We start from the raw sequence: 25,911 nt of genomic DNA on the forward strand, positions 1-25,911 counted from the left end.
GCTCCTCGCAATGACGGAGAAATTGAATGCATCGATAGCAGGTGTGCCATGAACTTCGACGATACCCCGCAGGAAGCCGAATTCCGCGCCAAGGCGCGTGCCTGGATCGACGCCAACGCGCCGAAGCAATACGAGGACGAGCTGCGCAAGGCGTCGCTCGGCCGTGTCGTGCTGAAGGGCGCCAATATTCTCGAGGTCGCCAAGGCCTGGCAGAAGAAGAAGGCCGATGCCGGCTGGGCCGTTCCGCATTGGCCGAAGGAATATGGCGGCCGCGGCGCGTCGCCGATCGAGCGCGTGATCTGGCAGCAGGAAGAAGGCGTGTTCGGCAAGCTGACGGCGATGTTCATCATCGGCCAGGGCATGTGCGGCCCGACCATGATGGCCTACGCCTCGGAAGAACAGAAGCGGCACTACCTGCCGCCGCTCGGCTCCGGCGAGAAGGTCTGGTGCCAGTTGTTCTCCGAACCGGCCGGCGGCTCCGACGTCGCGGGTCTCCGCACGCGCGCCGAGAAGGATGGCGACGACTGGATCATCAACGGCCAGAAGATCTGGACCTCCGGCGCGCACTACTCGGACTACGGCATCCTGATCACCCGCACCGACCCGACCGTGCCCAAGCACAAGGGTCTGACGATGTTCTTCCTCGACATGAAGAGCCCCGGCGTCGAGGTGCGGCCGATCAAGCAGGCCAACGGCAATTCCGACTTCAACGAGGTGTACTTCACCAACGTGCGGATTCCGGACAGCCAGCGCCTCGGCGCGGTCGGCGACGGCTGGAACGTATCGCTGACGACGCTGATGAACGAGCGGATGTCGATCGGCGCCAACGTCGCGACCGGCTTCCCGGAGCTGTTCGACTATTGCTCGTCGCTGACGCTCGACGGTGCGCCGGCGCTCGACGATCGCGCGGTGCGCAGCAAGCTCGCGAACTGGGCGGTGAAGGCCAGCGGCCTGCGCTACACCTCGTTCCGCTCGATCTCGGCGCTGTCGAAAGGCCAGCGCCCGGGGCCGGAGAACTCGATCGGCAAGCTGGTCGCCGGCAGCATGATCCAGGAAGTCGCGATGTACGCGCTCGATCTGCAGGGCGCCGCCGGCGTGCTGAGCGGGCCGGAGGACGCCGAAGTCGCCGGCCGTTTCCAGGCGATGCTGCTGCGTTCGCCGGCGACCCGCGTCGAAGGCGGCACCGACGAGATCCTGCGCAACATCATCGCCGAACGCGTGCTCGGCCTGCCCGGTGACATCCGCGTCGACAAGGACGTGCCGTTCAACCAGATCCCGACGCGGGGGCGGGCTTAGTCCGCCTCACGCACGAACCTCATCCTGAGGAGCCCGGCGCAGCCGGGCGTCTCGAAGGATGAGATGAAGATGAACAACTCATGGTTCGAGACGCGCGCGATGCGCGCTCCTCACCACGAGGGTAGTGCCGATTGAGAGGACTAGACCATGAATTTCGACGATACCCCGCAGGAAGCCGAGTTTCGCGCTCACGCTCGCGCGTGGATCGATGCCAACGCGCCGAAGCAGTACGAACAGGAACTGACGAAGTCAGGTCTCGGCCGCATCAGCCTGAAGAACGCCGACATCGTCGAGGTCGGCAAGGCGTGGCAGAAGAAGAAGGCCGAAGGGGGCTGGGCCTGTCTGACCTGGCCGAGCGAATATGGCGGCCGCGGCGCCACGCCGATCGAGAAGGTGATCTGGCAGCAGGAAGAGGGCGTTTACGGCAAGCTCACCCAGCCGTTCCAGATCGGCGAGGGCATGTGCGGCCCGACCGTGATGGCCTATGGCAGCGAGGACGACAAACGCAAGTACTTGCCGAAACTGGCGTCGGGCGAGAACATCTGGTGCCAGTTGTTCTCCGAGCCGGCCGGCGGCTCCGACGTCGCGGGTCTGCGCACCCGCGCCGAGAAGGATGGCGACGACTGGATCATCAACGGCCAGAAGATCTGGACATCGGGCGCGCACTACTCCGATTACGGCCTGCTGATCACCCGCACCGACCCGAATGTGCCCAAGCACAAGGGCCTCACCATGTTCTTCCTGGACATGAAGAGCCCCGGCGTCGAGGTGAAGCCGATCAAGCAGGCCAACGGCATGCAGGAATTCAACGAGGTGTTCTTCACCAACGTGCGAATTCCGGACAGCCAGCGCCTCGGCGCCGTCGGCGACGGCTGGAACGTCTCGCTGACCACGCTGATGAACGAGCGGATGTCGATCGGCGCGCGGCTCGCGACCGGCTTCCCGGAGATCTTTGCGTTCTGCAACGATCTGGCCACCGACAACGGCCCCGCGATTAATGATCCGGCGGTGCGCAGCAAGCTGGCGAACTGGGCAGTCAAGGCCAGCGGCCTGAAGTACACGTCGTATCGCTCGATCTCGGCGCTGTCGAAAGGCGAGCGACCCGGGCCGGAGAATTCGATCGGCAAGCTGGTCGCCGGTCCGATGCTGCAGGACATCGCTGCCTTTGCGATGGATCTGGAAGGCGCCGCGGGCGTGTTCACCGATTCGGCCGATGCCGAAGCCGGCGGCAGCTTCCAGGCGATGCTGCTGGGTTCGCCGTCGATGCGCATTGCGGGGGGCACCGACGAGATCCTGCGCAACATCATCGCCGAACGCGTGCTCGGCCTGCCCGGCGACATCCGGGTCGACAAGGACGTGCCGTTCAACAAGATTCCGACCAAGGGGCGGTGAAGCAATCATGAACCACGGCTGTCATTCCGGGGCGCGAGCAAAGCTCGCGAACCCGGAATCCCGAAGTTGGTCGATTGCCGGCGCCAAAGCGCGTTCAGATTCCGGGTTCGCTCACTGTCGTGAGCGCCCCGGAATGACGACCATCGAGCAATGAGGCCATCATGACCGACGCTGCCGCGACCACCGCCCCGATCGACGTCCTCGAAGACCTGATGGCCGCCCGGTTCTCGTGCCGGGCGTTCAAGCCCGATCCGGTGCCCCGCGAGGTGATCGAGCGTATCCTCGGTGCGGCGCAGAAGACGGCGTCGTGGTGCAACAGCCAGCCGTGGCAGGTGGTGATCACCTCGGGCGAGGCGACGACGAGGTTTCGCGACGTGATCTATTCTGCGGCCGCCAGCGGTGCGCCGATGTCGGGCGATTTCGAGTTCCCACGCGAGTATCGCGGCGTCTATCTCGACCGCCGCCGCGAGAGCGGCTTCCAGCTCTACAACGCGGTCGGCATCGCCCGCGGCGACAAGGCCGCCGCCGCCCAGCAGGCGCTGCAGAATTTCAACCTGTTCGGCGCGCCGCACGCTGCGATCATCACCACCGATGAAGCGCTCGGCGTCTACGGCGCGGTCGATTGCGGCGGTTACGTCACCTCGTTCATGCTGGCCGCGCAGGCGCTCGGCGTCGCCACCGTGCCGCAGGCGGCGTTGGCGTTTCACGCCGGCGTGGTGCGCCAGCATTTCGGCCTTGGCGACGACCGCCGCGTCGTCTGCGGCATCTCGTTCGGCTATGCCGACCCGGACCACAAAGCGAACTCGTATCGCACCAACCGCGCCGCGTTGGGTGAGGTCGCGACGTTCGTAGACAAGTAACGGCCTCTCAACGAGTCATTCCGGGGCGCTCGCGTTTAGCGAGCGAACCCGGCGACTGTCTTATGTGTCAAGGGTCTTACTTTGATATGGCGTGTCGGCTTTGACGAGTGCGTTGGCTGTGACGAGCAGTTTTCGTGCGATTGCGATGAGCGCGACCTTTCCGGGTTTTCCTTGCAGGCGAAGGGCGTTGTAGTCGTCGCGGAGCTTGGGGTGGTGGCGGGCGGCGACCAGGGCGGCCATGTAGAGCGCGGCGCGAACGCAGGGACGTCCGCCGGCGATGGCGGCGCGAGGCGGCGCTGCGCCGGATTGGCTGACGTGGGCGCGAGCCCTGCGAGGCTGGCGATGGCCTTGCGATCGCGCTGGCCGAGTTCGGGGAGGTCGGTGATCAGGAGCGTAGCCACCCGTTCGCCGATGCCGGGGATTGATTTGAGGATGTGAAGGACTCGGCGGAGTTCGGCGTCGTCGCCGATGCGCCTGGCGAGTTCGGCCTCGATGGCTTGGCACTGCGCCGACAACGCGGCGATCGCGGCCCGATGACTATCGAGCAGGAGTGTGCCGCAGACCTGCTTCATCCGGGTCTTCTCCATCGCGATCATCTCGGTGAGCTGGCGGCGTCGCAGCGACAACGCCTTCAGCTCGAGTTGGGTGTCGGTGGGCAGGGGGCGCAGGGTCTCGGGCATAGTGAGAGCGAAGCGCGCAATCAGCCGCGCGTCCAGCCTGTCGGTCTTGGCGCGGCCGCCTTCGGCCTCGCGAAACGCCTTGATCCGGCGCGGATTGACGATGCCGACTTCGAAGCCGGCGACCGAAAGCGCTTTGATCAGCGGTTCGGCATAGGGACCGATCGCCTCCAGCACCACCCGCCTGACGCCGGAGCGTTCGAGGCGGGCGATGATCTCGGCGATGCCCTCGGCCAGATTAGGCATCCGGAAGGTCTGGCCCGACGGAGCCAGCGCGACATCGAGGAAACGTTGGCCGGCATCGACGCCGGCCGCAACCGTAAGCGGCAGTGCAATCGTCATGGGGATCGGTCCTGTATGCGGGCGATCACCGCAACGGCAACGCCCGTGCGACTGTTCGATCAAGCAACACCGACAGAGGCGCCCGCACCGGGTTACGGCGAGATGATCGGCCGGGAATCTACCGAGCGGCCTCCGTCGCGCTGACTATGCACCAGCACCTCGCAGATACAGGAATCTGATTTATGCACTGCGCCTGAGATTTCGGGTTCGCCGCTTCGCGGCGCCCCGGAATGACTGGCGGATAGGCATTGCGGCTTCGCGCCCCGGAATTGCTCGTTGAAGAGGGCTTCGGTCGAGCCCTCAAAACCGCGGCGCGCGTTTTTCCGCGAACGCCGCGATGCCCTCCTTGATTTCGTCGCTGCGCATCGAGGCGCGGGCGCGGGCGTCGGCGGCCTGTTCGTCGAAGGCGGCGCGGGCGAATTCGTTGATGGCGCGCTTCATGCCGGCGACAGCGTTCGGCGCGTTGCCGGCGAGCGTGGTCGCCAGCGCGTCGACCTCGCGGTCGAGCCGGTCCATCGCCACCATTTGCGTCAGATATCCGATCCGCAGCATCTCGGCGGCATCGATCCGCTGCGCGGTCAGGAACAGGCGCTTGGCGTTGTCGATGCCGAGCCGGGAGACGTAGCGCTTGATGCCGCCCGGATAGTAATGCAGCCCGAGCCGCGCCGCCGGCATGAACATCTCGGCGGTGTCGACGCCGATGCGGAAATCGCAGGCCAGTGCCAGATCGGTCGAGCCGCCATAGACCCCGCCGTTGAGCCGGCAGATCGTCGGCACCCGCAGATCCTCGAGCCGGTTGACCACGACTTCGAACGCCGAGCCCGGGGATTCGGCCTCGAGCTCGGCGGTGGCGCGCTCCGCCACCTCACCGAGATCGAACCCAGCCGAGAACGCCCGCCCGGTCCCGGTCAGCACCAGCACCCGGATCGCGGCGTCGGCGTCGATTCGTGCGAACTGATCGAGCAGGACGGCGAGATCGTCCGGCTGCAGCCGGTTGAGGTGCTTGGGACGGTTCAGCCGGATGGTGGCGCGCGGGCCGTCGATGGTCAGCACCGGCGCGCTGGCAGTGTCGCTGTCGGACATCGGTCTGGTCTCCTGATGGGAAGTGGGCGGCTGCCGGAACGGCGCCTGGCCCTGCAAGAATCGCGGACGGAGCCGCGGGGATTGGAAAATAGGCCGGGCAAACTGCCCGCCGGCCGGTCGTCCGTCAACCAGCCGGGCGGCGGGCGGGATTCGGGCGCCGCTCGCGCAATCTGCGCCGGCTGGTTTATAATTCCGTCCGCACCAGCGTGTAGGGGAGAGTTGCGGCCGGACGGCCTGCGACGCTCTCCCAGATCGCTTCCGCCGGCTTCGGCGCCTTCGATTGCAAGACAACGGTGGTCCTACATGGATATGTCTCTCATCGCCCAGAATGCCGGCATGGCGAGCAGCGTGTTCGCGACGATCTTCGTGCTCGCCACCGCCACGATGCGGACGATGATTCCACTGCGGGTGTTCGGAATCCTGACCAACCTGCTGCTCATCGCGGTGTCGATTCCGACACACAACTATCCGACGCTGGCGCTGCATGCCGTGCTGCTGCCGCTCAACGCTTGGCGGCTGCACCAGATGCTCCAGCTCGTGCGGGACGTGAAGAAATCGGTGAACAGCGACCTGTCGATGGATTGGCTCAAGCCGTTCATGACCGAGCGCAAATGCGCGGCCGGCGAGGAGCTGTTCTACAAGGACGAAAAGGCCGAGGAGATGTTCTACATCGTCAGCGGCCGGTTTCGCCTGGTCGAATCCGGGATCGAGCTGCCGGTCGGTGCGATCGTCGGCGAGCTCGGCATGCTGTCGCCGACCCACACTAGGACGCAGACGCTGGAATGCGTCGAGGCCGGCACGGTGCTCGGCGTCAGCTATCGCCAGGTCGAGGAGCTGTACGTACAGAATCCGGAATTCGGCTTCTATTTCCTGCGGCTCGCCAGCGCCCGGTTGTTCGAGAACATCGAGTCGCTGCAGGCCCGGCTCGCCGCCACCGCGCAGCCGCCGCGGCCCGACGCTGTCGGCGGCACGGCATAAGGCAGCCACATGGCCGGCTACATCGACGCACTGCGCTCGACGCTCGCCGAAGTGCTCGGCGAGAACGATCGCGTGGTGGTGCTGAATGCGCCAGCCGCCGCTTCGCCGCAGGTGGCGCGGACCCTTGAGGAGGCGGCGGAGCGGCTGGTGATCTACCAGGGCCGCCGCTACGCGCGGCTGTATCTCGATCGGATCAGCCGATTCGTCGGGCGCCGCGAGATCGATGACGCGCTGCTGCTGCGGATCGCCGAGCTGCTGGCGGTGCGGATGTCGTACGAAGATCCGATCCGGATCGCGCAGCTCACGCTGCAGGAAGCGGCGAGCGCGCCGGCCGGACGGACGGCGCAGCGCATCGAGCGCAGATGCCGATTCCGGATCGACGAAGTGGTGGCGGCGTTGCCCGTGGTGGTGGCCGATCCGACGCTAAAAATGCTGAACTATCTCGGCTGGCTGCACATGCCGGTGAAGATGCGCTTCAACGGCAGTGGATGGCTCGGCATCCGCAAGCTGCGGATCATCGCCTGGTTGCGGCGCTGGCGTTTGCTTTCGATTCGCTACGCCAGCGAACGGAAGTGGGTCGAGCGCTGGCTGCACATGATCGACCGCAGCCTCGCGATCCGTCCGGAAGCGGTCGGGGCGGTGGTGGAAACCGCCACCATGGTGCGCGGTTATGGCGATGGCTATCGCTTCGGCATGGCGGACTGGACACTGCTCGTCGACGCCCTGATCAAGCCGGCGGTGAACGGCACCTTGCCGCTGCCAGATCTGTCGCAGGCGATCGCGGAGGCGCGTGCTGCGGCGCTGCCGGAGCGCAAGCAGACCAGTCTGAGGGGCGCGATCGAATCGATCCGGGCGCGGTGCTGTACCGTCCCGATGCGAGCCGCCGCGTCGTGATGATCGTCCGTCTTTTCGATCGTGCGAGCCGGCGACTGCCTGCGCCCGCTGCGGGGCCACGGAAATCGCACAGGCCCGGCAACGTCCGGCGGCCGCCACGTGCATTCCTCAATCAGAAGTGTCATAAAACGGCGCTGGCCGATCCCGGCCGGCTGCGATGCGAAGCCTCCGTGCGGGACGGCGGACGATCGAACGGCCGTAAACCGGCCGTCGCCGCCGTCGGCCTGCGGCGAGCCCAAGCGAAGGTGCGAGCTTGATCCTTCCCGATTTGTCGTCGTCGATTGCAGTCGGAGCGCTGATCTATTGGATGCTGCTGCTCACCGTCAAACACGTGTTCGCGGACTTCATCTTCCAGAACAAGTGGATGGCGGCGGGCAAGGATGCCAAGACCGGCTGGGCGCTGCCGCTGCTCGCGCATTGCAGCGTGCATCTGGTGATGACGACGCTGCTGATGCTGATCCTGGCACCGCGGTTCTGGTACATCGGCCCGATCGACTTCGCGATCCATCTGGCGATCGATCGCGCCAAGGGCTTCATCGTCGCCACTTACGACGTCACCAATCAGGACCGCTGGTTCTGGTGGCTGATCGGTACCGATCAGGCGTTGCACCATCTGACCGGCTTCGGTCTGGCGATCATCCTGGCCACCAACGCATAGGGCGCTGCAGCCGACGGGCCACCGGGGCGCGTGGTTTCGCGTCGAAGCAGGCGGCGCGGCGTCTCGGTCGCTGCTGGAACCTGTGGTATAATTAGTTCTGTTTTTCGCAGCGCCGGGCACGAAATAGTGACGACGTCGGCACTTCGGCGCCGCTCGGAGCCCGAGCCACGTAGTTCTACGTGGCGCGGCATTAACCGCTGCATGACTTGCGATCGATTAGCATTGTGGCGATCAGCAGCACGCTGCTGACCGCGCGGAAACCGTGGCGGAGGAAACACCGAGTCCGAGTATCATGCTGCGTCATCTCGAATCTCAGCTCGATTTCATCTACTTTTTCTACGGGCTGGCGTTCATCCTGCTCGGCGTATTGTGTCTCGCGATCGCTAGCCGACGCGAGCAGGAGCACCGGGCGGTCGTCCGTCTGACCCGTCTGACAGGGCTGTTCGGCTGCGTCCACGGGGCGAGCGAATGGCTCGACATGATCGCGCTGATCGTCGGGGACTCGGCGGAATTCGCCATTGCGCGCGCCGCGGTGTCGACACTGTCGTTCGTGTTGCTGGCGGAGGCGGGCCGACAGGGCGGATTGTCGCGCGGCATTCCGATGCCCGGGCCGTGGATCTTCGGCGCGATCGTGCTGGTGATCGGCGTGATCGGTGCGGTCGACGGAGTGCCCTCGGCCGACGCGATGGCGCGCTATCTACTGGCTGCTCCCGGTGCGGTGCTGGTCGGATTCACCCTGTTTGCCCGCCGGACCGACTACGCGGAAGCGATACGGCCGCTGATCATCGCGGTGGCGGCCGGATTCGGCTGCTACGCAGTGGCGGCGGGCGTGATCGTCGAGCCGGCGCCGTTCTGGCCCGCCGACGTCGTCAACCAGGACGCGTTCCAGCAGCTCACCGGAGTTCCGATCCAGCTCGTGCGCGGACTGATCGCGGCGATCTTGGCGGTGCTGACCTGGGCGGCGTGGGGCCGCCGGGTGATGGAGCGGTTTGCCTATCCGGACTATTCCGTCCACCTGAAGCGGCAGTTTCTCGGGGTGGTGACGATACTGCTGGTGATTCTGCTGCTGGGCTGGGCGCTGACCAACCGGCTCGGCGAGATCTACCGCGAAGGCGCCGAGGCCGAAGGTAACGGCGACGCGGCGCTGCTGGTGAGCGGCTTCGAACGCGAGATCGCGATGGCCGATGCGGTGGTGAGGGAACTCGCCACGTCGCCGACGATACTGCCGCTGCTCGGCGGCAGCGACGCCGCCAGCCTCGGCACCGCCCGATCGGTGCTGCAGCTCGAAGCTGGTGTGGTCGATGCGATCCGCAGCCTCGTGGTCGATCGTGGCGGGCAGATCGTCGGATCGTCTGATCCGTCCGATCGGAACTGGCTGGGGCAGCCGAACCTGCAGGCGGTCGATTGGTTCGAGAAGGCGATCGCCGGCCGGCCGGTTCGCGAGTTTCGCGTCGATCCCCCGCAGCGGCTCAGGACGTATCTGACGGCCGCGCCCGTCCGCGGCGCCGATGGCACTATTCAGGGCGTTGCGGCGCTGGAGATTTCGCTTGAAAGCCTGGCCGCAGTGATGAGCCGGTTCAATCGGGCGTTCTTCGTCGTCGATCCCCGCGGGCTGGTGATCATCACCAACCGACCGGACGAATGGCTGAGGACTTTGTGGCCCAGGCCGGATATGCCGCGGCTGCAACTCGCCGAACAGCTCGGCGCGCCGGCGCGGCCGCAGATGTTGAAACGCGAGGTTTTCGGCCAAGGCTGGGCGGAGTTTGGCGGCCGGCGCAGTTACGTGGTCCGCCAGCCGATCGGCAGCTCCGGCGTATCGCTGGTGCTGGCGCTTCCGGTAAAGGACATCTTCGCGAGCAGGCTGCTCGGTATCGTCATCACCTTGCAGGTGGTGATCGCCGCGCTGTTCTATTTCTTCGGCCTGGATCGCGGGGCGCGGGACCGCGTGCAGCGTCAGCTTCGGGAGGAACTGCAGGACCGAACCAGAGATCTGGCGCGCCAGGCCACGACCGATGCTCTGACCGGGCTGCACAACCGCTCGAAGTTCAACATGCGGCTGGACGAGGAACTGGCGCGCTCGCAGCGAACCGGCCGGCCGTTCTCGCTGATTATCTTCGACATCGATTACTTCAAGGAAGTCAACGACGTCTATGGTCACCCGATGGGCGATCAGGTGCTGATCCGGTTGTCGCAGACGGTGGCGGCGAGTGTCCGCCGCGCCGATCTGCTGGCGCGCTGGGGTGGTGAGGAATTCGCGGTGCTGCTCGCCGACACCGATGCGGCGGCGGCGGCCGAAACTGCCAAGAAGCTGCGGCTGCTGGTCGCGCACACCATCTTCGAGCAGGTCGGCAGCATTACGGCGAGCTTCGGAGTCGCTCAGTTCATGCCGGGTGACAACGCCGAAACCCTCCTGGCCCGTGCCGACAACGCGCTGTATCGCGCCAAACTCAACGGCCGGAACCGGGTCGAGATCAGTCTGCCGACGATTGAAGCCGCGGAACTGTCGCCGACGACATAGCGGCGACATGCCACGACATACAGCAGCCTTGCCACGTGCCCGATAAAAGCCTGCTGTCAGAAGCCGGTGTGCGCCGACGAGCTACGTCGACAACGGCCGCATACCGACGGCGCGCGCGCTTGCCGTCGGCATCGCCGTGTCGATCTGAGGTCGCGCGACGGCTCGTGCGATGGGCGCCTCTCGGTGGCGGAAGCGGCCGGCCTCAGGCGCTCAGCCGCGTGTCCGGCTCGGTCGCCGGACTTTCTGGTGGCTGCTCCTGGCGGTTCAGATGGGGCGCCAGCCGGGCATTGGTTTTCATGAATTGCTGCTGCCAGGCCATGCCGTCTTCCAGCACCCGCGCCATCGCGCCGCCGAGCCAATCCTGGTATTCGCGGAACGCATCGAGCGGCGTCGCTGCTTCGCCCATCCGCCGGGCCGTCTCCAGCGCGGCGCGAGTTCCAATTCGCCGGCGCTCGAACCAGCCGTCTGCGAATTCCTTCATGTTGTCGAGGACGGTCGCCTCGCTCTCCCAGAACTTGATCCCCACCGGTGCGTAAGTCTTGGCTGCGGGCTGCAACAGATTGGGGAACAACGTGACCGGATCAGTCATGCGTACTCTCCATCTTGCAAGATGAACTTACTGAACAGCGTTCTGCTGAGCAGCGACGCATACTTGACCGATTGTGCGTCGGCGTCACGACGAAAACGATCGCCGTCGCAATTCGTGATCGCCGAAGAGTTCCATGCGCCGCACGCAATGGCCAGTAGTGGTATCAGGTTGTGTAGTTAAGAGCTCATTAACAAACTCGGACGCATCCTAGTGATCCGCAACCTGTTCGGGAGAACGCCGATGTGGTCCAGCCGTGAAGCTTTCGAGAACGACGCTTGCCCGGTCCGCGAGGAACTGCTGGGTCAGATGTATCGCGCCAACGAGAACGGATTGTCGCAGCTAGTCGACAGCGTGTCGGGCGATGTCCGGGCGATGCTGGCGCTGTTCTGTTATCGCCGCGCGCATTTGCAACCACTGGCGCTCGCCGTAGCGGCGAGCTGCGACGAGCGGGATCTGGTCGTGGCCGGAGGCCGCGCCGGTTCCGTGCTGTACGCGCTGGCCCACGAGCGGCGGGCGCCGAGCGTCAGCAGCTATTCCCAGCGCAAGGCGATCACGCTGTCGACCGCGCCGCTGGCCAGCTTCGCGCCGCTCGATCAGGAGTCCGAGCAGGAACTCGACGACGAGCCGGCGCCCGACACCACCAACTGATCGGTCAGGTCGTCTGCGAACCCGGAAGCGGCGCTAGGCGGAACTTGCGCCGCGCCATCAGGCATTCCGGATCGCCAGGCTGGCAGTCGCGGCATACTTCGGGGCGCAGCGCATAGATCGTGCAGGCCGTCGTCTGGCCGATCGTCCCAGCGAGCGCTCCGCAGCGGTCGTTGTCGCAGCGCATTCCCGACAGCCGCGCATTGACTAACGCCGCCGGAATCGCATCCAGCGCGGCGTCGTCCTCGATCGTGAAGCGCGGCCAGTTCTCCGAATAGCCGCAGCACGCGCCGCAGCTCTGGCACGGGTTGGCGGCGTCGATCGGGGCGAGAGCGATCATCGGCTCTCTGTATCCTGAAGCGGCCGCCGGCGAAACCGGCCGACGCGCGTCGACGCGCGAATTCTCCGGTTATTCCCGCGCCTTCGTGGCCGCGGCGAGCAGTGCCTCCAGTTCGGCGATCCGGATGTCGCGCGTCGTGATCGCCGCGGCGACGTCGGCGGCATCGAATTTCTGCGGGATGTGCTGCGGGCAGTTGCTGTCCCACGCCGCCACTTCGAACAGAATCGCCTGTTCGGGCCGCGCCTTGTAGCCCTTCGGCATCAGCCGGGCGATCAGCTCCGGATCGTCTTCGATCACGTGGGCGCGGCCCCAGATCTTGATGCGGCGGCGGTGCGCATAGTCGATCACGAACAGATAGGCCTTCGGATTCTCGGCCAGATTGCCCTGGGTGATGAACTGCTGATTGCCCTTGAAGTCGGCGAACCCGAGGGTGTGGGCGTCGAGCACATGGAGGAAGCCCGCCGGGCCGCCGCGATGCTGGATATAGGGCTGCCCGTCGGCGCTCGCGGTGGCGAGCAGCACGCTGGTCTGGGCGCCGAGGAAAGCGGCGAGGTTGTCGTCGATCGTGGTTGCCCAGCCGCCGTTGCGTTCGACGCGGGCGTAGGACTCGCGCGATCCCTTGCGCGCTTGGATCGCCTTGACGGCGGGGGTGAAGGCGATGTCGCTGGAAACCTGCTGGGCTTCGGTCATGAGACCCTCCTGCTCGATGGCTTCCCGACAGATCGTCCCTTCCTCCGTGCAGAACAATCAGTTGATTTGACACTTCATTGTTGCGTGATTTGAAATAGTGCTATGGATCGTCTCGACACCATGAGCGCCTTCGTCGCCGTCGCCGAGCTGCAGGGTTTTGCGCCCGCGGCGCGCAAGCTCGGGATGTCGCCGTCGGCGGTGACCCGGCTGGTCGCGACGCTGGAACAACGGCTCGGCACCCGGCTGCTGCAGCGAACCACGCGCTCGGTGGCTCTCACCGACACCGGCGCGCGCTATCTGGAGCGGGTGCGGCGGATTCTCGCCGATCTCGAAGAGGCCGACGCGTCGGCTGCGGCCGCGCGGGTCACGCCGTCCGGCCGGCTGGTGGTGTCGGCGCCGGTCGGCTTCGGCCGGCGCTATGTGGCGCCGCTGCTGTCGGATTATCTGTGGCGCTATCCGGAGGTGACCGGCGAGTTGCGGCTGTCGGACCTGATGATCAATCTGGTCGAGGACGGCGTCGATTGCGCGGTCCGGATCGGGCATCTGTCGGATTCCAGTCTGGTGGCGCGGCAACTCGGCGCGATGCGGCGGATCGTGGTGGCGTCGCCGGACTATCTGGCGGCGCGCGGCGTGCCAGCGACCCCGGCCGAGATCGCGGCCCACGACGTCGTGCATTTCGGCCAGAGCGGCGCGCCGGTGGATTGGCGCTTCATCGTCGAGGGCCGTGACGTCCGGGTGCCGTGCGCGCCGCGCCTCGTCAGCAACGTCGCCGATGTCGCGATTCTGCATGCCGAGCGCGGCGGCGGCCTCGCGCGCGTACTGGCCTATCAGGCCGCCGACGCGATCGCGGCGGGGAGGCTGCAGATCGTGCTCGCCGACTACGAGGTGCCGCCGCTGCCGATCGCGATGGTGTATCCGACCGCACGGCTGCTCTCCGCCAAGGTGCGCGCCTTCATCGATCTTGCGGTGGAGACGGCGGACTGGCAGTTCGGCGGCAATGTGAAGGGGAGCAGCGCGTGATGGCGGATCTGTTCGACAGTCTCGATCTGCCGCTGCCGCGCCGCGAGGACATCGCGCTCGGCGCTGCGCTGCTGCGCGGCTTTGCCCGCGAGACCGAGCATGACTTGCTCGCGGCGATCGACGGCGTCGTCACCCGCGCGCCGTTCCGCCACATGATGACGCCGGGCGGCCACACCATGAGCGTGGCAATGACGAGCTGCGGCAGTGCCGGCTGGGTCACCGACCGCCGCGGCTATCGCTATTCGCCGACCGATCCGGACAGCGCGGCGCCGTGGCCGGAGATGCCCGCGGTGCTGCGCGATCTGGCGCAGCGCGCCGCCGCCGAGGCCGGCTTTGCCGGCTTCGATCCCGACGCCTGCCTGATCAACCGCTATGTCCCCGGCGCCAGGATGGCGCTGCACCAGGACAAGGACGAGGCCGACTTCTCGGCACCGATCGTGTCGGTGTCGCTCGGCCTGCCGGCGACCTTCCAGTTCGGCGCAATGAACCGCCGCGACAAGCCGAGGAACTACCAATTGCGGCACGGGGACGTGCTGGTGTGGGGCGGGCCGTCGCGGCTGGTGTATCATGGCGTGCTGACGCTGAAGGACGGTGAGCATCCGCTGCTCGGCCGGCAGAGGATCAATCTCACTTTCCGCAAGGCGCTGTAAGCGCGCTCAACCCTTCGGCCGCTTGTCGAACACCCGCCGGGCCTTGCCGAGCGAGCGCTCCAGCGTGTCGGGCGGCACGACTTTGATCGTGGTCGAAATCCCTATGGTGTTCTTGATGTAGGCGGCGACGCGTTCGGCGTGCGGTACCAACCCGGCGCCGTCCCAGCTCTCGGGCCGCGCCTCGGCCAGCACCGTCATCTCGTCCATCCGGCCCTCGCGGGTCAGCTCGATGATGAAGTGCCCGCCGCACCAGTCGGTGGCGAGCAGCACTTCCTCGATCTGGGTCGGAAACACGTTGACGCCGCGCAGGATGATCATGTCGTCGGAGCGGCCGGTGATCTTCTCCATCCGCCGCATCCCCGGCCGCGCGGTGCCGGGCAGCAGGCGCGTCAGGTCGCGGGTGCGATAGCGGACGACCGGGAAGGCTTCCTTGGTGAGCGAGGTGAACACCAGTTCGCCCTTCTCGCCGTCGGGCAGCACCTCGCCGGTCTCCGGATCGATCACTTCCGGATAGAAATGATCCTCCCAGATGTGCAGGCCGTCCTTGGTCTCGACGCATTCCTGAGCGACGCCGGGGCCGATCACTTCCGACAGGCCGTAGATGTCGGTGGCGTCCATGTCGAACGCCTGCTCGATCTCGGCGCGCATCGCGTTGGTCCAGGGCTCGGCGCCGAACACGCCGTATTTCAGCGAGGACGCCCGCGGGTCGAGGCCCTGGCGCTTGAACTCGTCGAGGATCGCCAGCATGTAGCTCGGCGTCACGGTGATGATATCGGGCCGGAAGTCGTTGATCAGCTGCACCTGCCGCTCGGTCATGCCACCGGAGACCGGGACTACGGTGCAGCCGAGCTTCTCGCCGCCGTAATGCGCGCCGAGCCCGCCGGTGAACAGGCCGTAACCGTAGGAATTATGGATGATCATGCCGCGCCGCGCCCCGGCGGCGCGCAGCGACCGCGCCATCACGGTCGCCCAGGTGTCGATGTCGTTCGCGGTGTAGCCGACCACGATCGGCTTGCCGGTGGTGCCGGACGAGGCGTGGACCCGCACAAGATGTTCGCGCGGCACCGCTAACATTGCGAACGGGTAGTTGTCGCGGAGATCGGTCTTCACCGTGAACGGAAACTTCGACAGATCGGAGAGCTGGCGGAAGTCCGACGGATGCACGCCCTTGGCGTCGAACGCGGCCTTGTAATGCGCGACGTTGTCGTAGGCGTGCTTCAGCGACCACGCCAGCCGCTTGGTCTGCAGCGCGACGATTTCGTCGCGCGAGGCGCGCTCGGCGTCGTCGAGTTCGGGATTGTAAGTGCCGGGCTTGATCTGGTGCACGGTCGCGGCCATCGCCGTCTCCTCCCTCAACGTTGCTCTGGTTGTTGCGGCGGCACCAGCTCGCCGCCGATCGCGCGCGAATGGCCGCGGAATTCGGCGATCACCATCGATCCCGAAGTAACGCGGACGTCGTAGATGCCGCTGCGGCCGGATCGTGAGACTTCGCGCGCGCTCGCCACCAGCCGGGCGCCGAGCTTGCCGGGGCGGATGAAGCTGATCGCGCCCTGCGCCGCGACGGTCGAGTCGTTGTAGGAATTGCAGGCATAGGCGAAGGCGCTGTCCGCCAGCGTGAAGATGAAGCCGCCATGGGCGATGCCGTGGCCGTTGACCATCTCGGTGGTCACCGTCATCGCCAGCGTGGCGAAGCCGGCGCCGATCTCGACGATCTCCATGCCGAGCCCCTTGCTGGCGTGATCGTTGGCCCACATCGCGTCGGCGCAGGCCCGCGCCAGTTCGTCGGGAGACAGCTCGTCCTGCACGGTCACGACGCCCTCCCGGTGAAGTTCGGTGCGCGCTTGGCGATGAAGGCGTCGACGCCTTCGGCATAGTCCGGCGTGCGGCCGGCCTTCCGTTGCAGGTCGCGTTCGAGATCGAGCTGGGCGTCGAGCGTGTTGGTGGCCGCCGCCGCGAGCGCCTGCTTGATCAGCGCCAGCCCCTGCGTCGGCTGGGTGGCGAGATGCGCGGTGAGCTTTTCGGCTTCGGTGCGGAGCTGATCGTCGTCGACCGCCCGCCAGATCAAGCCCCAGTCCGCGGCGGTCTCGGCGCCGATCGGTTCGGCCAGCATCGCCAGAGCCCGGGCGCGGGCGTCGCCGATCAGCCGCGGCAGAAACCAGGTGCCGCCGGAATCCGGCACCAGCCCGATTTTGGCGAACGACTGGATGAACTTGGTCGAGCGCGCCGCCAGCACGATGTCGCAGCTAAGCGCGATATTGGCGCCGGCGCCGGCCGCGATGCCGTTGACCGCGCACACCACCGGCTTGTCCAGCGCGCGGATGCGCCGCACCAGCGGATTGTAGAACTCGTCGATGGTGACGCCGAGATCGGGCGCAGCGCCGTCCGTCACCGCGACGTCGGCGAGATCCTGCCCGGCGCAGAAGCCGCGCCCGGCGCCGGTCAGCAGCACCGCGCGGCAGGCCGGATCGCACGCCGCGTCGAGCGCTGTAGCCAGCGCGCCGTGCATCGCCGCGTTGAACGAATTCAGCCGGTCCGGCCGGTTCAGCGTGATCACGCGCCACGCTCCCCGATCGTCGATCAGGACCTCGTCCACGTCTCTCTCCCTCACCGTATCGGGCTTTTCAAAAGCCTCTTGAATTGAACGATCGGTCAGTCAATTATTAGCCCAAGCCAACATCGTGTCAACGGCCGGCGTGGACGTCAAACCGCGCCGCGAACCGCGGGCCGCCATCGGGAGGACGCCATGACCATCACCCTGCAAAGCCTCGCCTGCGACCGCTGGGTGACGCCGGAGAGCGGCCTGGTCGAGATCGCCAGCGCGATCGACGGCCGCGCGGTGGCGCGCACCTCCAGTGCGGGGCTGGACGTCAAGGCGATGGTCGATCACGCCCGCAACGTCGGCGGGCCGAACCTGCGCAAGCAGTCGTTTCACCAGCGCGCCGACATGTTGAAAGCGCTCGGTGCTTACCTGACCGAGCGCAAGGAGCAGCTTTACGCGCTCGCCGCCGACACCGGCGCCAACCGCCGCGACAACGCCATCGATATCGACGGCGGCCTGGTGACGCTGGCGGCGTTCGCCTCGCGTGGCCGCCGCGAACTGCCGGACACGCCGTTCATCACCGAGGGCGAAGTCGAGGGGCTGAGCAAGCGCGGCAGTTTCGTCGGCCAGCACATCCTCACGCCGCGCCGCGGCGTCGCGGTGCACATCAACGCCTTCAACTTCCCGTGTTGGGGCCTCCTGGAAAAGCTGGCGCCGGCACTGCTGGCCGGGGTGCCGGTGATCGCCAAGCCGGCGACCGCGACCGCCTACGTCGCCGAAGCGCTGGTGAAGCTGATCGACGAGTCCAAGCTGCTGCCGCAAGGCGCGCTGCAACTGATCTGCGGCGGCACCGGCGATCTGTTCGATCACCTGAGCGGTCAGGACGTGATCGCTTTCACCGGCTCGCTGGAAACCTCCGAGAAGCTGCAGGCGCATCCCAACGTCGCCCGCCACGCCATCCGCTTCATCGCCGAACGCGACTCGCTCAACGCCGCGATCCTCGGACCGGACGTCACGCCGGACGCGCCGGAGTTCGATTTGTTCGTCCGTGAGATCGTGCGCGAGATGACCGCCAAGGCCGGGCAGAAATGCACCGCGATCCGCCGCGTGCTGGTGCCACGCGCGCTGGAGGCTGCGGTGATCGAGGCGCTGAAAGCCAAGCTCGCCGAGGTCAGGCTCGGCGATCCGCGCAGCGACGACAAGGCCATGGGCCCCTTGGTCAGTCGCGGCCAGCGCGAGGCGGTGCGCGCTGCGATCGCGACGCTGCAGGGCGAAGCCGAGATCATGTTCGGCGATCCCAACGCCTGCGCCGGCGACGGCATCGATGTCGAGGCCGGCGCGTACATCGCGCCGGTGCTGCTCCGCGCGCGCGATCCGATGCAAGCCAAGCACGTTCACGCCACCGAGGCGTTCGGCCCGGTCGCCACCGTGCTGGCCTATGACGATGTCGACCAGGCGATCGAGTTGGTCCGCCGCGCCGAGGGCAGCCTGGTGGCGTCGCTGTTTACTTATGACGACGCGGTCGCCGAGCAGATGATCCTCGGTCTGGCGCCGTTCCACGGCCGGCTCTTGATCGTCGATCGCGACGATGCCGCGGAATCCACCGGCCACGGCACGCCGCTGCCGGCGCTGCTGCACGGCGGTCCGGGCCGCGCCGGTGGCGGCGAAGAACTCGGCGGCCTGCGTAGCGTGTATCACTACATGCAGCGCACCGCGATCCAGGCGTCGCCGCGGCGGCTGGCGGCACTCACCGGCACCTGGAGCCGCGGCGCGCCGGCGCCGGCCGCCGAGGTGCATCCGTTCAAGCTGAATTTCAACGAGCTCGAAATCGGCCAGAGCATCGAGACCGCGAGCCGGCCGATCACGCTGGACGACATCGAGCACTTCGCGCACTTCACCGGCGACACCTTCTACGCCCACATGGACGAAGCGGCGGCGAAGGCGAACCCGTTCTTCCCCGGCCGCGTCGCCCACGGCTATCTGATCCTGGCGTTCGCCGCCGGCCTGTTCGTCGATCCGGCGCCGGGCCCGCTGCTGGCGAATTACGGCCTCGACAATCTGCGCTTCCTGAAACCCGTCTCGCCCGACGATATCATCAAGGTGAAGCTGACGGTGAAGCAGAAATCGCCGGCGCGGCGGCCGGAATACGGCGAGGTGCGCTGGGACGTCGAGGTCGTCAACCAGAACAACGAGCCGGTGGCGCGCTACGATCTCTTGACGATGAGCGCGCGGCCGGCGGCGTAGCATCGCCGTACTGTATCGTGTCCGGCACAGGCCCGCTTATTATACCGGTTTCAAAACAGGAACCTTGCGGCGGCGGCGGCGGTTGAGGTGGCGCCAGTCGCCATGATCGAACGACGATTGGTAGCACGGCGGCCTTGGTGTTCTCGGCCGCCGCGGCGGCAGGCCTCGGATAGATAGCTCAATCCGAAGGGGAGGCGCGAGGTTCGATCACCACCGGAGAACCTGCCGATGCTGGACAAGGTGAGCGGCGCCGATCTCTCGATGCTGAGTACGCAGGCGCTCAAGACCCGGCTGCTGCAACTGGTCGAAGGCCAGGACGACAAGCGGCTGAGCGAAAAGCTGGCCCTGCTGGACGGCACGCTCGCGCCCTGTATCGACGAGCTGACGCGGCGCAATCCCTATCCGCGCGCCGAGGATCAGGTCGCGGCGGTGATCGGGGTGTGGACGCCGGTGTGGTCGACCATCCCGTTTCATCATGCGCTGCCGGGCCGGATTCCCTCGCAATCCTATCAGATATTCCGTGACCGGGGTTTCTACGCCAACGTCGCGCACCATGCGCCGGGGCATCAGAACGCGCTGCTGCACCGGCTGACGCCGCTCGGCCTCGCCTGCAATTTGATGCTGGTGCAGCGGTTCGAGGTCACAGGCGGGCGGTGGCTGATCGAGAATATCGGCATCGAGGTGGCGCGCGGCCGGCGCGACAAGGGCCTCAGCATCGACGACGCCGAGGCCTGGTTCGATGCGGTGCTGGCACAGAAAATCGATCGCTCCGACACCGCGAACGCCCCCCTCGGCACTCCCGACCTCAGCGGCCTCGACGCAGCGTCGGCGAAGCGGCTGGCGAAGTCGTTCCAGGCCAAGCCGATGATGGAGAATATCTACCTCGACGACGATCTGCGCCTGATCCGAAGCCAGCGCGAAGCCGCGCAGCGGCCGTCCTACACCATCGGCCTCCGCCTGCGCTGACGCGCCGGCCACCGGCGCCGCCTCGTCGCGCGACCGAGAGATGATCGGTCCCAACCAGCAGCGTTGCCACGTCGCAAGTCACGACGTAGTTGTCGCTCCGGGGCGCGAGCGCCAGCTCGCGAACCCGGAGCCCCTAGTTGCTTCGGCGCTCAACCACCAAGTTTGCGCCGCGCAGCGCGCCCCAGCCTCTCGCTGGGATAGCGACGGGCGTACAACTCGGACGCCGTCGGCGCCGCGAGACCGCGATAGCATAGCTGTTTGACATCGCGATCGATACGCCCAGCCTCATGCTGAGGAGCGACCGCCGCGAGCCTCGAAGCATGGGCCGCGAGTGTGTCCGCATCCTTCGAGGCGCGCCTGCGGCGCGTACATCAGGATGACGGTTGAGCGGTGCTACACGCAGGCTTATCTGCGGCGCCTGCCGATGCCGTGAGCCGCACCGCCGCGCCAGCTACTCCGCCGCCACCGCGCGCGGCCGCGTTGTCGCCAGCTTCAGCACGTCGGGATAAGACGGCGCCACGGTGACGCGGTCGATCAGGCCCTTGTCGCGCAGCAGCCGGTGCGCTTCGGGAAGATTGTAGCAGGGCAGGTACATGAACAGATGATGTTCGGCGTGGTAGTTGACCCAATATGGCGCGATCAGCGCCCGCTCCAGGGGATTGGCCAGCGTGGTGCGGGCCTGGCTGAACGGATCAGTGCCTGTCGAGGTGCAGGCGTGTTCGGCGATGTTGCGCACCCGCGTCACCAGTGGCAGCCAAGTCGCCATCGCCACCAGCCAGACGCCGACGAACCAGATGCCTGCGCCTGCCAGCCAGAACAGCGCCAGCAGCACAGCATTGGCGGCGAGGAAGCGCTGGGTGCGCGCCTTGCCGCTGGCAACGAAACTGTCGTGCTTCGGCGCGCCGCTGTCCGCCGGCGCGAACAGCGCCTTCAGCGCCGGCAGCCGCTGTTTGACGAAGGTCTGTCCGGTAAGATCGCGGATCGCCTTGCGGGCGAAGCTGTCCTTGCTGATCGGGAACGGCGCCGACAGCACCAGGTCGGGATCTTCGGGCTGCTGGGTGTATTTGTGATGCTGCAGATGATAGCGCCGATACGCCGGCAGATCGGCGCCGACCGGCACCGCGCACAGCCATTGCCCGATCGCCTCGTTGAGCTTCGGATTGCGATGCAGCCCGCCATGCGCCGCCTCGTGCATCAGGATGGCGAGGCCGAGCTGCCGCGTGCCGACGATCATCACCGCTATCAGCCAGGTCAGCGGGTTCGGCCAGATCGTCACCAGCGCGACGGCGAGAGCGATCGTTCCCCATGCATGCGCCACCAGCCACAGGCCGCGCGCCGAGCTACGATGCGTCAGCCGCGCCCATTCGTCGGCCGTGAAGATGGTCTTCGGATCGATCCGCGCCACTGCCGGCATCGCCGCCTCCCTGATTTGTTTTCGGCAGTGTCGGGGAAGCGGCCGGCAGCGTCAATCGGCGCTGCGCGTGACGATGCTGACTTCGGAGGTGAGGGTGCGATGCACCGGGCATTTGTCGGCGATCTCGATCAGCTTGGCGCGCTGCTCGGCGGAGAGGTCACCTTCGATGCCGATCACCCGCTCGATGCGGTCGAGCAGGCCGATCTTGGACTCGCATTCGGCGCAATCCTCGGCGTGGATCTTGGCGTGGCTGAGCGTCACCGTGACGCGATCGAGCGGCAGCGCCTTGCGTTCGGCATAGAGCCGCATCGTCATCGAGGTGCAGGCGCCAAGCGCGGACAGCAGCAGGTCATAGGGCCCCGGACCGCTGTCGCGACCGCCGACGCTGGCGGGTTCATCGGCCAGCAGCCGATGCGGTCCGACGCTGAGCTGCTGCTGGAACTTGCCGTCGCCGGTCTCCTGCACGGTGATGAGGCGCGGCACTTCCGGCGCGCCCGCGGTCGGGGCCGGCGGATCGGCATCGATGTAGCGCTGCGCCCAGGCGGCGATCACGCTCGCCGCATAGGTCGCGTCACGGCGATCGCTCAACAGATGGTCGGCGTGATCGAGCGAGACGAAGCTCTTCGGATGCTTCGCCGCCAGGAAGATCTTGGTGGCGTTGTCGACGCCGACGGTGTCGTCGGTCGGCGCGTGCAGGATCAGCAGCGCTCTGTGCAGCTTGCCGATCTCGGCCATCAGATTGTGCTCCGCGATGTCGTCGCGAAACGCGCGCTTGATGGTGAAGGGGCGTCCGGCGAGCGAAACTTCGACGCTGCCTTCGCTGCGGATCGCCGCGACACGATCGGCGAACAACCCGGTGACGTGCGACGGATCGGACGGCGCCGCGATGGTGGCGATCGCCCTCGCTTCAGGGATTTGTGCCGCGGCCGCCAGCACGGCGGCGCCGCCGAGGCTGTGGCCGATCAGCAGCGACGGCGCCCGATGCGCCGCGCGCAGATGATCGGCTGCCAGAACCAGATCGGCGACGTTGGACGAGAACGTCGCGTTGGCGAATTCGCCCTCGCTGGCGCCGAGCCCGGTGAAGTCGAACCGCAACACCGCGATGCCGCGCGCCGCCAGCGCCGCCGAAATCCGCCGCGCCGCGAGATTGTCTTTGCTGCAGGTGAAGCAATGCGCGAACAGCGCATAGGCGAGCGGCTGCGCATCCGGCAGATCGAGCGCCGCCGCGAGCTGATGCCCGCCGCTGCCTGGAAACTGGAAACGTTCGGTGCGCATCGGCAGACTCCCCTCGCTCGGACGTTATTGTTCAGGACTCGCTGCGCGGCGCCCGACGGACCCGCGCAACGACCCGCGGTCGCTCCGAATGCCGAATAGCCGATGCTCGCGGCCGATCTGCGGCGATGCCCAGGGATCGGGCGGTCTTTACAGGCTCGCCGGCGCCGGACGCGGGTCGATCGGGGTGGTGCCCTTCAGGCCGAGAATGTCCTCGAGCAGCGCGGCGCCGGCGAGCAGGCCGGCCTCGTTGCGCGGCTTCGCCACCATCTGCAGACCGATCGGCAGCCCCGCGGAGGTGAAGCCGCACGGCAGCGACAGCGCCGGGCAGCACACCAGCGTGATCGCATAGGCGATGCCGAGCCATTCGACGTAGTTGCCGAAAGTGTGGCCGTTGCATTCGGCGAGGTAGCGCTGCTCGACTGGGAACGCCGCGGTGATCGTCGCCGGGCACAGCAACAGGTCGTAGGTCTGGAAGAACGCGAGGGTGCGCGCCGTCATCGCCACCCGCTGCGCTTCGGCCCTGGCGAGATCGTCGACGCTGAGCTTCAGGCCCTGCTCGATGTTCCAGATCACTTCCGGCTTGAGCAGGTCGCGCTTGGTGCGCAGCAGGTCGGCCTTGCTGATCGCGAAATCGAACGCGCGCAGCGCCTGGAAGCACTCGTGCGCCTCCGACAGGTCCGGCTGCGCCTGTTCGACGATCACGCCGGCTTCGGCGAAGCGCTCGGCGGCCTTGGCGGTGATCGCGGCGACCTCCGGATCGACCGGGGTAATGCCGAGATCGGGCGAGTAGGCGACGCGCAGCGGCTTCCGCCGCGACCGCGCCGCGCTGAGGAACGAGGTCGCGGGCGAGGGGATCGACAGCGGGTCGGCGGCGTATTCGCCGCTCATCGCATCGAGCAGCAGCGCGACGTCCTCGACGTTGCGGGCCATCGGGCCCTGAACCCCGAGATTACGATCGATCTTCGCCACCGGCGTATGCGCGACCCGGCCGAAGCTCGGCCGCAGGCCGACGATGCCGCAGAAGCTCGCCGGATTGCGCAGCGAACCTCCCATGTCCGAGCCGTGGGCCAGCCATGCGGTGCCCGACGCGAGCGCCGCCGCGGCGCCGCCGGACGAGCCGGCCGCGGATCGCGACAAGTCCCACGGGTTGCGCGTCGCTCCGAACACCTCGTTGAAGGTGTTGGCGCCGGCGCCGAACTCCGGCGTGTTCGACTTGGCGTAGACCACGCCGCCATTGGCTTCGAGATGTTCGACCATCAGGTCGGAGCGGGCCGGGACGACGTCCTTGAAGATCGGCGAGCCCTGGGTGGTGAGCACGCCGGCGACCGCGGTGAGATCCTTGATCGGCACCGGCAGCCCGGCCAGCACGCCGCGCTCGGCCGGCGGCTTCTTCATCAACTCGGCGGCGTGGCCGCGGGCGCGGTCGAAACACAGCGTGGGCAGGGCGTTGACGGCGCCGTCGACTTCGGCGATCCGCGCTTCCAGCACGTCGAGCACCTCGATCGGCGTCACCTCGCCGGACTTGAGCTTGCCCACCACTGCACAAGCGGTTTCCTTTACCAGCGCCTGATCTGCCGCCACCCTGTAACTCCCCTGAGTTGATCGCGCCGGCGGTATCAGTACATCACCGTCTGCGCTTTTGGACCGGATACCAAGACTAGACGCAATGGGTACCCCGGACCGCTTCACAACCAGTCGGTCCGGGCCTTATATCGCGTCATGGGACTCTTCTCACATAACGACTCCAACGGCCACAACCTGTCCGGGTTCTGGCTGTTGTCGCGCAGATTCTGGCTGAGCGGCAAGCCGCGGGTCACCGGCCTGATCGCGGTGCTGATCGGTGTGGTGCTGGCGCAACTGCTGGTTCAGTTTTATCTCAATTTGTGGAATCGACATTTCTTCGATGCCCTCGAGCGCCGTGATGCCGGCGCGCTGTGGACGCAGACCGGCGTGTTCGTGATGCTCGCCGCCACCAGCGTGGTGGTCGCTGCGACCTCGGTGTGGGGGCGCATGACCGGTCAGCGCAAATGGCGCGAGTCGATGACCTTTGAAATCCTCGAGCGCTGGTCGCGGAAGGACCACAATGTCCCAATCGATGGTACAGATCACGGCGCGGAGAATCCGGAATATCGCCTCGCCGAAGACGTCCGGATCGCCACCGACTCCCCGGTCGACCTGATCCTGGCGTTCCTGTCCTCGGTGCTGACGGCGTTGACCTTCTTCAGCGTGCTGTGGAGCGTCGGCGGCAGCATCAATGTGGACGTGCTCGGTATCCACGCCGAGATTCCCGGTTACCTGGTGGTCGGCGTGATCGGCTATTCCAGCATCATGACGGCGCTGATGCTGTGGTTCGGCCGGCGCATGACCAGCATCAGCGAGCGGCGCAATCAGAACGAGGCGGAATTCCGGGCCGCGGCCGAGGTGATGCGCGGCGGACGTCCCGCCAGCGAAGCCGACGAGCAGGCATGGATGATGAAGCTGGCGCTACGGCTCCAGGCGGTGCTGCGGTCGTGGCGCGACCTGTGCTGGCAGCTCGTCGACATGACGCTGGTGTCGCACAGCAACTTCCTGTTCGCGCCTGTCGCGGCGTATTTTCTCTGCTTTCCGAAGTATCTGTCCGGGGCGATGACGCTCGGCGAGGTGACGCAGAGCGCCGCGGCGTTCGTCACCGTGCAGGGTGCGGTGAATTGGCTGGTCGACAATTATCAGCGGCTGGCGGATTGGCGTTCGTCCGCCAACCGAGTCGCCGCGCTGCTGGCGGCGATCGACCAGATGCCGGACCGCAATGCTGCGGAGCCGGCCGATTCGTCCCGAGAATTGGCGCCGACCTGAGCGCCACTC

The 25,911-nt window shown here is 66.8% G+C and carries 23 protein-coding genes and 1 pseudogene; 13 read left to right on the forward strand and 11 right to left on the reverse strand.

All coding sequences use genetic code 11. From position 1 onward, the window contains the following. Positions 1–48: 48 nt before the first annotated feature. The 3 genes from DU475_RS01795 to DU475_RS01805 all read left to right on the forward strand — a co-directional run bounded on the left by DU475_RS01795 (position 49) and on the right by DU475_RS01805 (position 3,548). A complete protein-coding gene (locus DU475_RS01795) occupies positions 49–1,296 on the forward strand; it encodes an acyl-CoA dehydrogenase (protein ID WP_164630340.1) in 1,248 nt (415 codons plus the stop codon). Between the two features lie 147 nt (positions 1,297–1,443). Further along, positions 1,444–2,688: an acyl-CoA dehydrogenase gene (locus DU475_RS01800; RefSeq protein ID WP_164630342.1), complete on the forward strand. Its 1,245-nt coding sequence runs from the start codon at positions 1,444–1,446 to the stop codon at positions 2,686–2,688. Between the two features lie 161 nt (positions 2,689–2,849). Continuing rightward, a complete protein-coding gene (locus tag DU475_RS01805) occupies positions 2,850–3,548 on the forward strand; it encodes a nitroreductase (RefSeq protein WP_047307731.1) in 699 nt (232 codons plus the stop codon). Between the two features lie 60 nt (positions 3,549–3,608). Here DU475_RS01805 and DU475_RS01810 read toward each other — a convergent pair. Both DU475_RS01810 and DU475_RS01815 read right to left on the reverse strand, forming a co-directional pair. Continuing rightward, positions 3,609–4,567 (reverse strand): annotated as a pseudogene (locus tag DU475_RS01810) (IS110 family RNA-guided transposase). A gap of 300 nt (positions 4,568–4,867) precedes the next feature. Beyond that, positions 4,868–5,650: an enoyl-CoA hydratase/isomerase family protein gene (locus DU475_RS01815; protein WP_013503488.1), complete on the reverse strand. Its 783-nt coding sequence runs from the start codon at positions 5,648–5,650 to the stop codon at positions 4,868–4,870. Between the two features lie 303 nt (positions 5,651–5,953). On the opposite strand from DU475_RS01815, the gene DU475_RS01820 reads away from it, so the two are divergent. From DU475_RS01820 to DU475_RS01835, 4 genes are all read left to right on the forward strand, one after another. Next, entirely contained in the window at positions 5,954–6,628 is a 675-nt protein-coding gene (locus tag DU475_RS01820) for a Crp/Fnr family transcriptional regulator (protein WP_013503487.1), read from the forward strand. A gap of 9 nt (positions 6,629–6,637) precedes the next feature. Then, positions 6,638–7,522: a DUF6537 domain-containing protein gene (locus DU475_RS01825; protein ID WP_164630344.1), complete on the forward strand. Its 885-nt coding sequence runs from the start codon at positions 6,638–6,640 to the stop codon at positions 7,520–7,522. Positions 7,523–7,775: 253 nt separating this feature from the next. Beyond that, positions 7,776–8,180, forward strand: a complete 405-nt coding sequence (locus DU475_RS01830; protein WP_047307733.1) for a DUF3307 domain-containing protein — start codon at positions 7,776–7,778, stop codon at positions 8,178–8,180. A 292-nt stretch (positions 8,181–8,472) separates the two neighbouring features. Further along, complete coding sequence (locus DU475_RS01835) at positions 8,473–10,698, forward strand: sensor domain-containing diguanylate cyclase (RefSeq protein WP_164630346.1); 2,226 nt, start codon at positions 8,473–8,475, stop codon at positions 10,696–10,698. A gap of 202 nt (positions 10,699–10,900) precedes the next feature. Here DU475_RS01835 and DU475_RS01840 read toward each other — a convergent pair whose 3' ends face one another. After that, positions 10,901–11,287, reverse strand: a complete 387-nt coding sequence (locus DU475_RS01840) for a hypothetical protein (RefSeq protein ID WP_047307735.1) — start codon at positions 11,285–11,287, stop codon at positions 10,901–10,903. A 240-nt stretch (positions 11,288–11,527) separates the two neighbouring features. Between DU475_RS01840 and DU475_RS01845 the strand changes: the two genes are divergently transcribed. Then, entirely contained in the window at positions 11,528–11,935 is a 408-nt protein-coding gene (locus tag DU475_RS01845; RefSeq protein ID WP_013503482.1) for a hypothetical protein, read from the forward strand. A gap of 4 nt (positions 11,936–11,939) precedes the next feature. Here the strand turns inward: DU475_RS01845 and DU475_RS01850 are convergent, their stop codons facing one another. Together DU475_RS01850 and DU475_RS01855 are read right to left on the reverse strand one after the other, a co-directional pair. Then, positions 11,940–12,272, reverse strand: a complete 333-nt coding sequence (locus DU475_RS01850; protein WP_041807443.1) for a YkgJ family cysteine cluster protein — start codon at positions 12,270–12,272, stop codon at positions 11,940–11,942. A 69-nt stretch (positions 12,273–12,341) separates the two neighbouring features. Beyond that, positions 12,342–12,962 (reverse strand): pyridoxamine 5'-phosphate oxidase family protein, encoded by a 621-nt coding sequence (locus tag DU475_RS01855; RefSeq protein ID WP_047307736.1) that lies wholly within the window; start codon positions 12,960–12,962, stop codon positions 12,342–12,344. A 102-nt stretch (positions 12,963–13,064) separates the two neighbouring features. Here DU475_RS01855 and DU475_RS01860 point away from each other — a divergent pair, with 102 nt between their 5' ends. Together DU475_RS01860 and alkB are read left to right on the forward strand one after the other, a co-directional pair. Next, a complete protein-coding gene (locus DU475_RS01860; RefSeq protein ID WP_164630348.1) occupies positions 13,065–13,982 on the forward strand; it encodes a LysR family transcriptional regulator in 918 nt (305 codons plus the stop codon). Continuing rightward, complete coding sequence (gene alkB, locus DU475_RS01865; RefSeq protein ID WP_205524173.1) at positions 13,982–14,632, forward strand: DNA oxidative demethylase AlkB; 651 nt, start codon at positions 13,982–13,984, stop codon at positions 14,630–14,632. The genes DU475_RS01860 and alkB overlap by 1 nt, the downstream gene beginning before the upstream one ends. Before the next feature lie 6 nt (positions 14,633–14,638). Here the strand turns inward: alkB and paaK are convergent, their stop codons facing one another. The 3 genes from paaK to paaG are packed head-to-tail and all read right to left on the reverse strand — an operon-like array spanning position 14,639 to position 17,225. Next, entirely contained in the window at positions 14,639–15,970 is a 1,332-nt protein-coding gene (gene paaK, locus DU475_RS01870; RefSeq protein ID WP_047307738.1) for a phenylacetate--CoA ligase PaaK, read from the reverse strand. A gap of 14 nt (positions 15,971–15,984) precedes the next feature. Next, positions 15,985–16,386 carry a hydroxyphenylacetyl-CoA thioesterase PaaI gene (gene paaI / locus DU475_RS01875; protein ID WP_205524178.1) on the reverse strand — a complete coding sequence of 134 codons (402 nt, stop codon included), beginning with the start codon at positions 16,384–16,386 and terminating at the stop codon, positions 15,985–15,987. A gap of 53 nt (positions 16,387–16,439) precedes the next feature. Then, positions 16,440–17,225 carry a 2-(1,2-epoxy-1,2-dihydrophenyl)acetyl-CoA isomerase PaaG gene (gene paaG, locus DU475_RS01880; RefSeq protein WP_164630354.1) on the reverse strand — a complete coding sequence of 262 codons (786 nt, stop codon included), beginning with the start codon at positions 17,223–17,225 and terminating at the stop codon, positions 16,440–16,442. A gap of 150 nt (positions 17,226–17,375) precedes the next feature. On the opposite strand from paaG, the gene paaZ reads away from it, so the two are divergent. Continuing rightward, positions 17,376–19,415 carry a phenylacetic acid degradation bifunctional protein PaaZ gene (gene paaZ / locus DU475_RS01885; RefSeq protein WP_164630356.1) on the forward strand — a complete coding sequence of 680 codons (2,040 nt, stop codon included), beginning with the start codon at positions 17,376–17,378 and terminating at the stop codon, positions 19,413–19,415. A gap of 228 nt (positions 19,416–19,643) precedes the next feature. Beyond that, positions 19,644–20,381: a hypothetical protein gene (locus tag DU475_RS01890; protein WP_164630358.1), complete on the forward strand. Its 738-nt coding sequence runs from the start codon at positions 19,644–19,646 to the stop codon at positions 20,379–20,381. A gap of 451 nt (positions 20,382–20,832) precedes the next feature. On the opposite strand, the gene DU475_RS01895 is transcribed toward DU475_RS01890, so the two are convergent. From DU475_RS01895 to DU475_RS01905, 3 genes are all read right to left on the reverse strand, one after another. Further along, positions 20,833–21,795, reverse strand: coding sequence for a fatty acid desaturase family protein (locus DU475_RS01895; protein WP_164630360.1), 963 nt, complete (start codon positions 21,793–21,795; stop codon positions 20,833–20,835). Positions 21,796–21,846: 51 nt separating this feature from the next. After that, on the reverse strand, positions 21,847–23,070 hold the full coding sequence (locus DU475_RS01900) for a bifunctional alpha/beta hydrolase/OsmC family protein (RefSeq protein ID WP_164630362.1): 1,224 nt from the start codon (positions 23,068–23,070) through the stop codon (positions 21,847–21,849). A gap of 147 nt (positions 23,071–23,217) precedes the next feature. After that, entirely contained in the window at positions 23,218–24,651 is a 1,434-nt protein-coding gene (locus DU475_RS01905) for an amidase (RefSeq protein ID WP_164630363.1), read from the reverse strand. Between the two features lie 138 nt (positions 24,652–24,789). On the opposite strand from DU475_RS01905, the gene DU475_RS01910 reads away from it, so the two are divergent. After that, positions 24,790–25,902: an SbmA/BacA-like family transporter gene (locus tag DU475_RS01910; RefSeq protein ID WP_013503470.1), complete on the forward strand. Its 1,113-nt coding sequence runs from the start codon at positions 24,790–24,792 to the stop codon at positions 25,900–25,902. Positions 25,903–25,911 lie beyond the last annotated feature (9 nt).

The organism is Rhodopseudomonas sp. WA056, assembly GCF_010906995.1.
Taxonomy (GTDB): domain Bacteria; phylum Pseudomonadota; class Alphaproteobacteria; order Rhizobiales; family Xanthobacteraceae; genus Rhodopseudomonas; species Rhodopseudomonas palustris_G.

What these genes read in the sequence shown, in the direction of transcription:
- DU475_RS01910 (WP_013503470.1), top strand. Translation starts at nt 24,790, where the DNA reads ATGGGACTCTTCTCACATAACGACTCCAACGGCCACAACCTGTCCGGG.
- paaZ (WP_164630356.1), top strand. Translation starts at nt 17,376, where the DNA reads ATGACCATCACCCTGCAAAGCCTCGCCTGCGACCGCTGGGTGACGCCG.
- DU475_RS01795 (WP_164630340.1), top strand. Translation starts at nt 49, where the DNA reads ATGAACTTCGACGATACCCCGCAGGAAGCCGAATTCCGCGCCAAGGCG.
- DU475_RS01805 (WP_047307731.1), top strand. Translation starts at nt 2,850, where the DNA reads ATGACCGACGCTGCCGCGACCACCGCCCCGATCGACGTCCTCGAAGAC.
- alkB (WP_205524173.1), top strand. Translation starts at nt 13,982, where the DNA reads ATGGCGGATCTGTTCGACAGTCTCGATCTGCCGCTGCCGCGCCGCGAG.
- DU475_RS01820 (WP_013503487.1), top strand. Translation starts at nt 5,954, where the DNA reads ATGGATATGTCTCTCATCGCCCAGAATGCCGGCATGGCGAGCAGCGTG.
- DU475_RS01815 (WP_013503488.1), bottom strand. Translation starts at nt 5,650, where the DNA reads ATGTCCGACAGCGACACTGCCAGCGCGCCGGTGCTGACCATCGACGGC.
- DU475_RS01855 (WP_047307736.1), bottom strand. Translation starts at nt 12,962, where the DNA reads ATGACCGAAGCCCAGCAGGTTTCCAGCGACATCGCCTTCACCCCCGCC.
- DU475_RS01845 (WP_013503482.1), top strand. Translation starts at nt 11,528, where the DNA reads ATGTGGTCCAGCCGTGAAGCTTTCGAGAACGACGCTTGCCCGGTCCGC.
- DU475_RS01890 (WP_164630358.1), top strand. Translation starts at nt 19,644, where the DNA reads ATGCTGGACAAGGTGAGCGGCGCCGATCTCTCGATGCTGAGTACGCAG.
- paaK (WP_047307738.1), bottom strand. Translation starts at nt 15,970, where the DNA reads ATGGCCGCGACCGTGCACCAGATCAAGCCCGGCACTTACAATCCCGAA.
- DU475_RS01835 (WP_164630346.1), top strand. Translation starts at nt 8,473, where the DNA reads ATGCTGCGTCATCTCGAATCTCAGCTCGATTTCATCTACTTTTTCTAC.
- DU475_RS01895 (WP_164630360.1), bottom strand. Translation starts at nt 21,795, where the DNA reads ATGCCGGCAGTGGCGCGGATCGATCCGAAGACCATCTTCACGGCCGAC.
- DU475_RS01860 (WP_164630348.1), top strand. Translation starts at nt 13,065, where the DNA reads ATGGATCGTCTCGACACCATGAGCGCCTTCGTCGCCGTCGCCGAGCTG.
- DU475_RS01850 (WP_041807443.1), bottom strand. Translation starts at nt 12,272, where the DNA reads ATGATCGCTCTCGCCCCGATCGACGCCGCCAACCCGTGCCAGAGCTGC.
- DU475_RS01800 (WP_164630342.1), top strand. Translation starts at nt 1,444, where the DNA reads ATGAATTTCGACGATACCCCGCAGGAAGCCGAGTTTCGCGCTCACGCT.
- DU475_RS01840 (WP_047307735.1), bottom strand. Translation starts at nt 11,287, where the DNA reads ATGACTGATCCGGTCACGTTGTTCCCCAATCTGTTGCAGCCCGCAGCC.
- paaI (WP_205524178.1), bottom strand. Translation starts at nt 16,386, where the DNA reads ATGTGGGCCAACGATCACGCCAGCAAGGGGCTCGGCATGGAGATCGTC.
- DU475_RS01825 (WP_164630344.1), top strand. Translation starts at nt 6,638, where the DNA reads ATGGCCGGCTACATCGACGCACTGCGCTCGACGCTCGCCGAAGTGCTC.
- DU475_RS01900 (WP_164630362.1), bottom strand. Translation starts at nt 23,070, where the DNA reads ATGCGCACCGAACGTTTCCAGTTTCCAGGCAGCGGCGGGCATCAGCTC.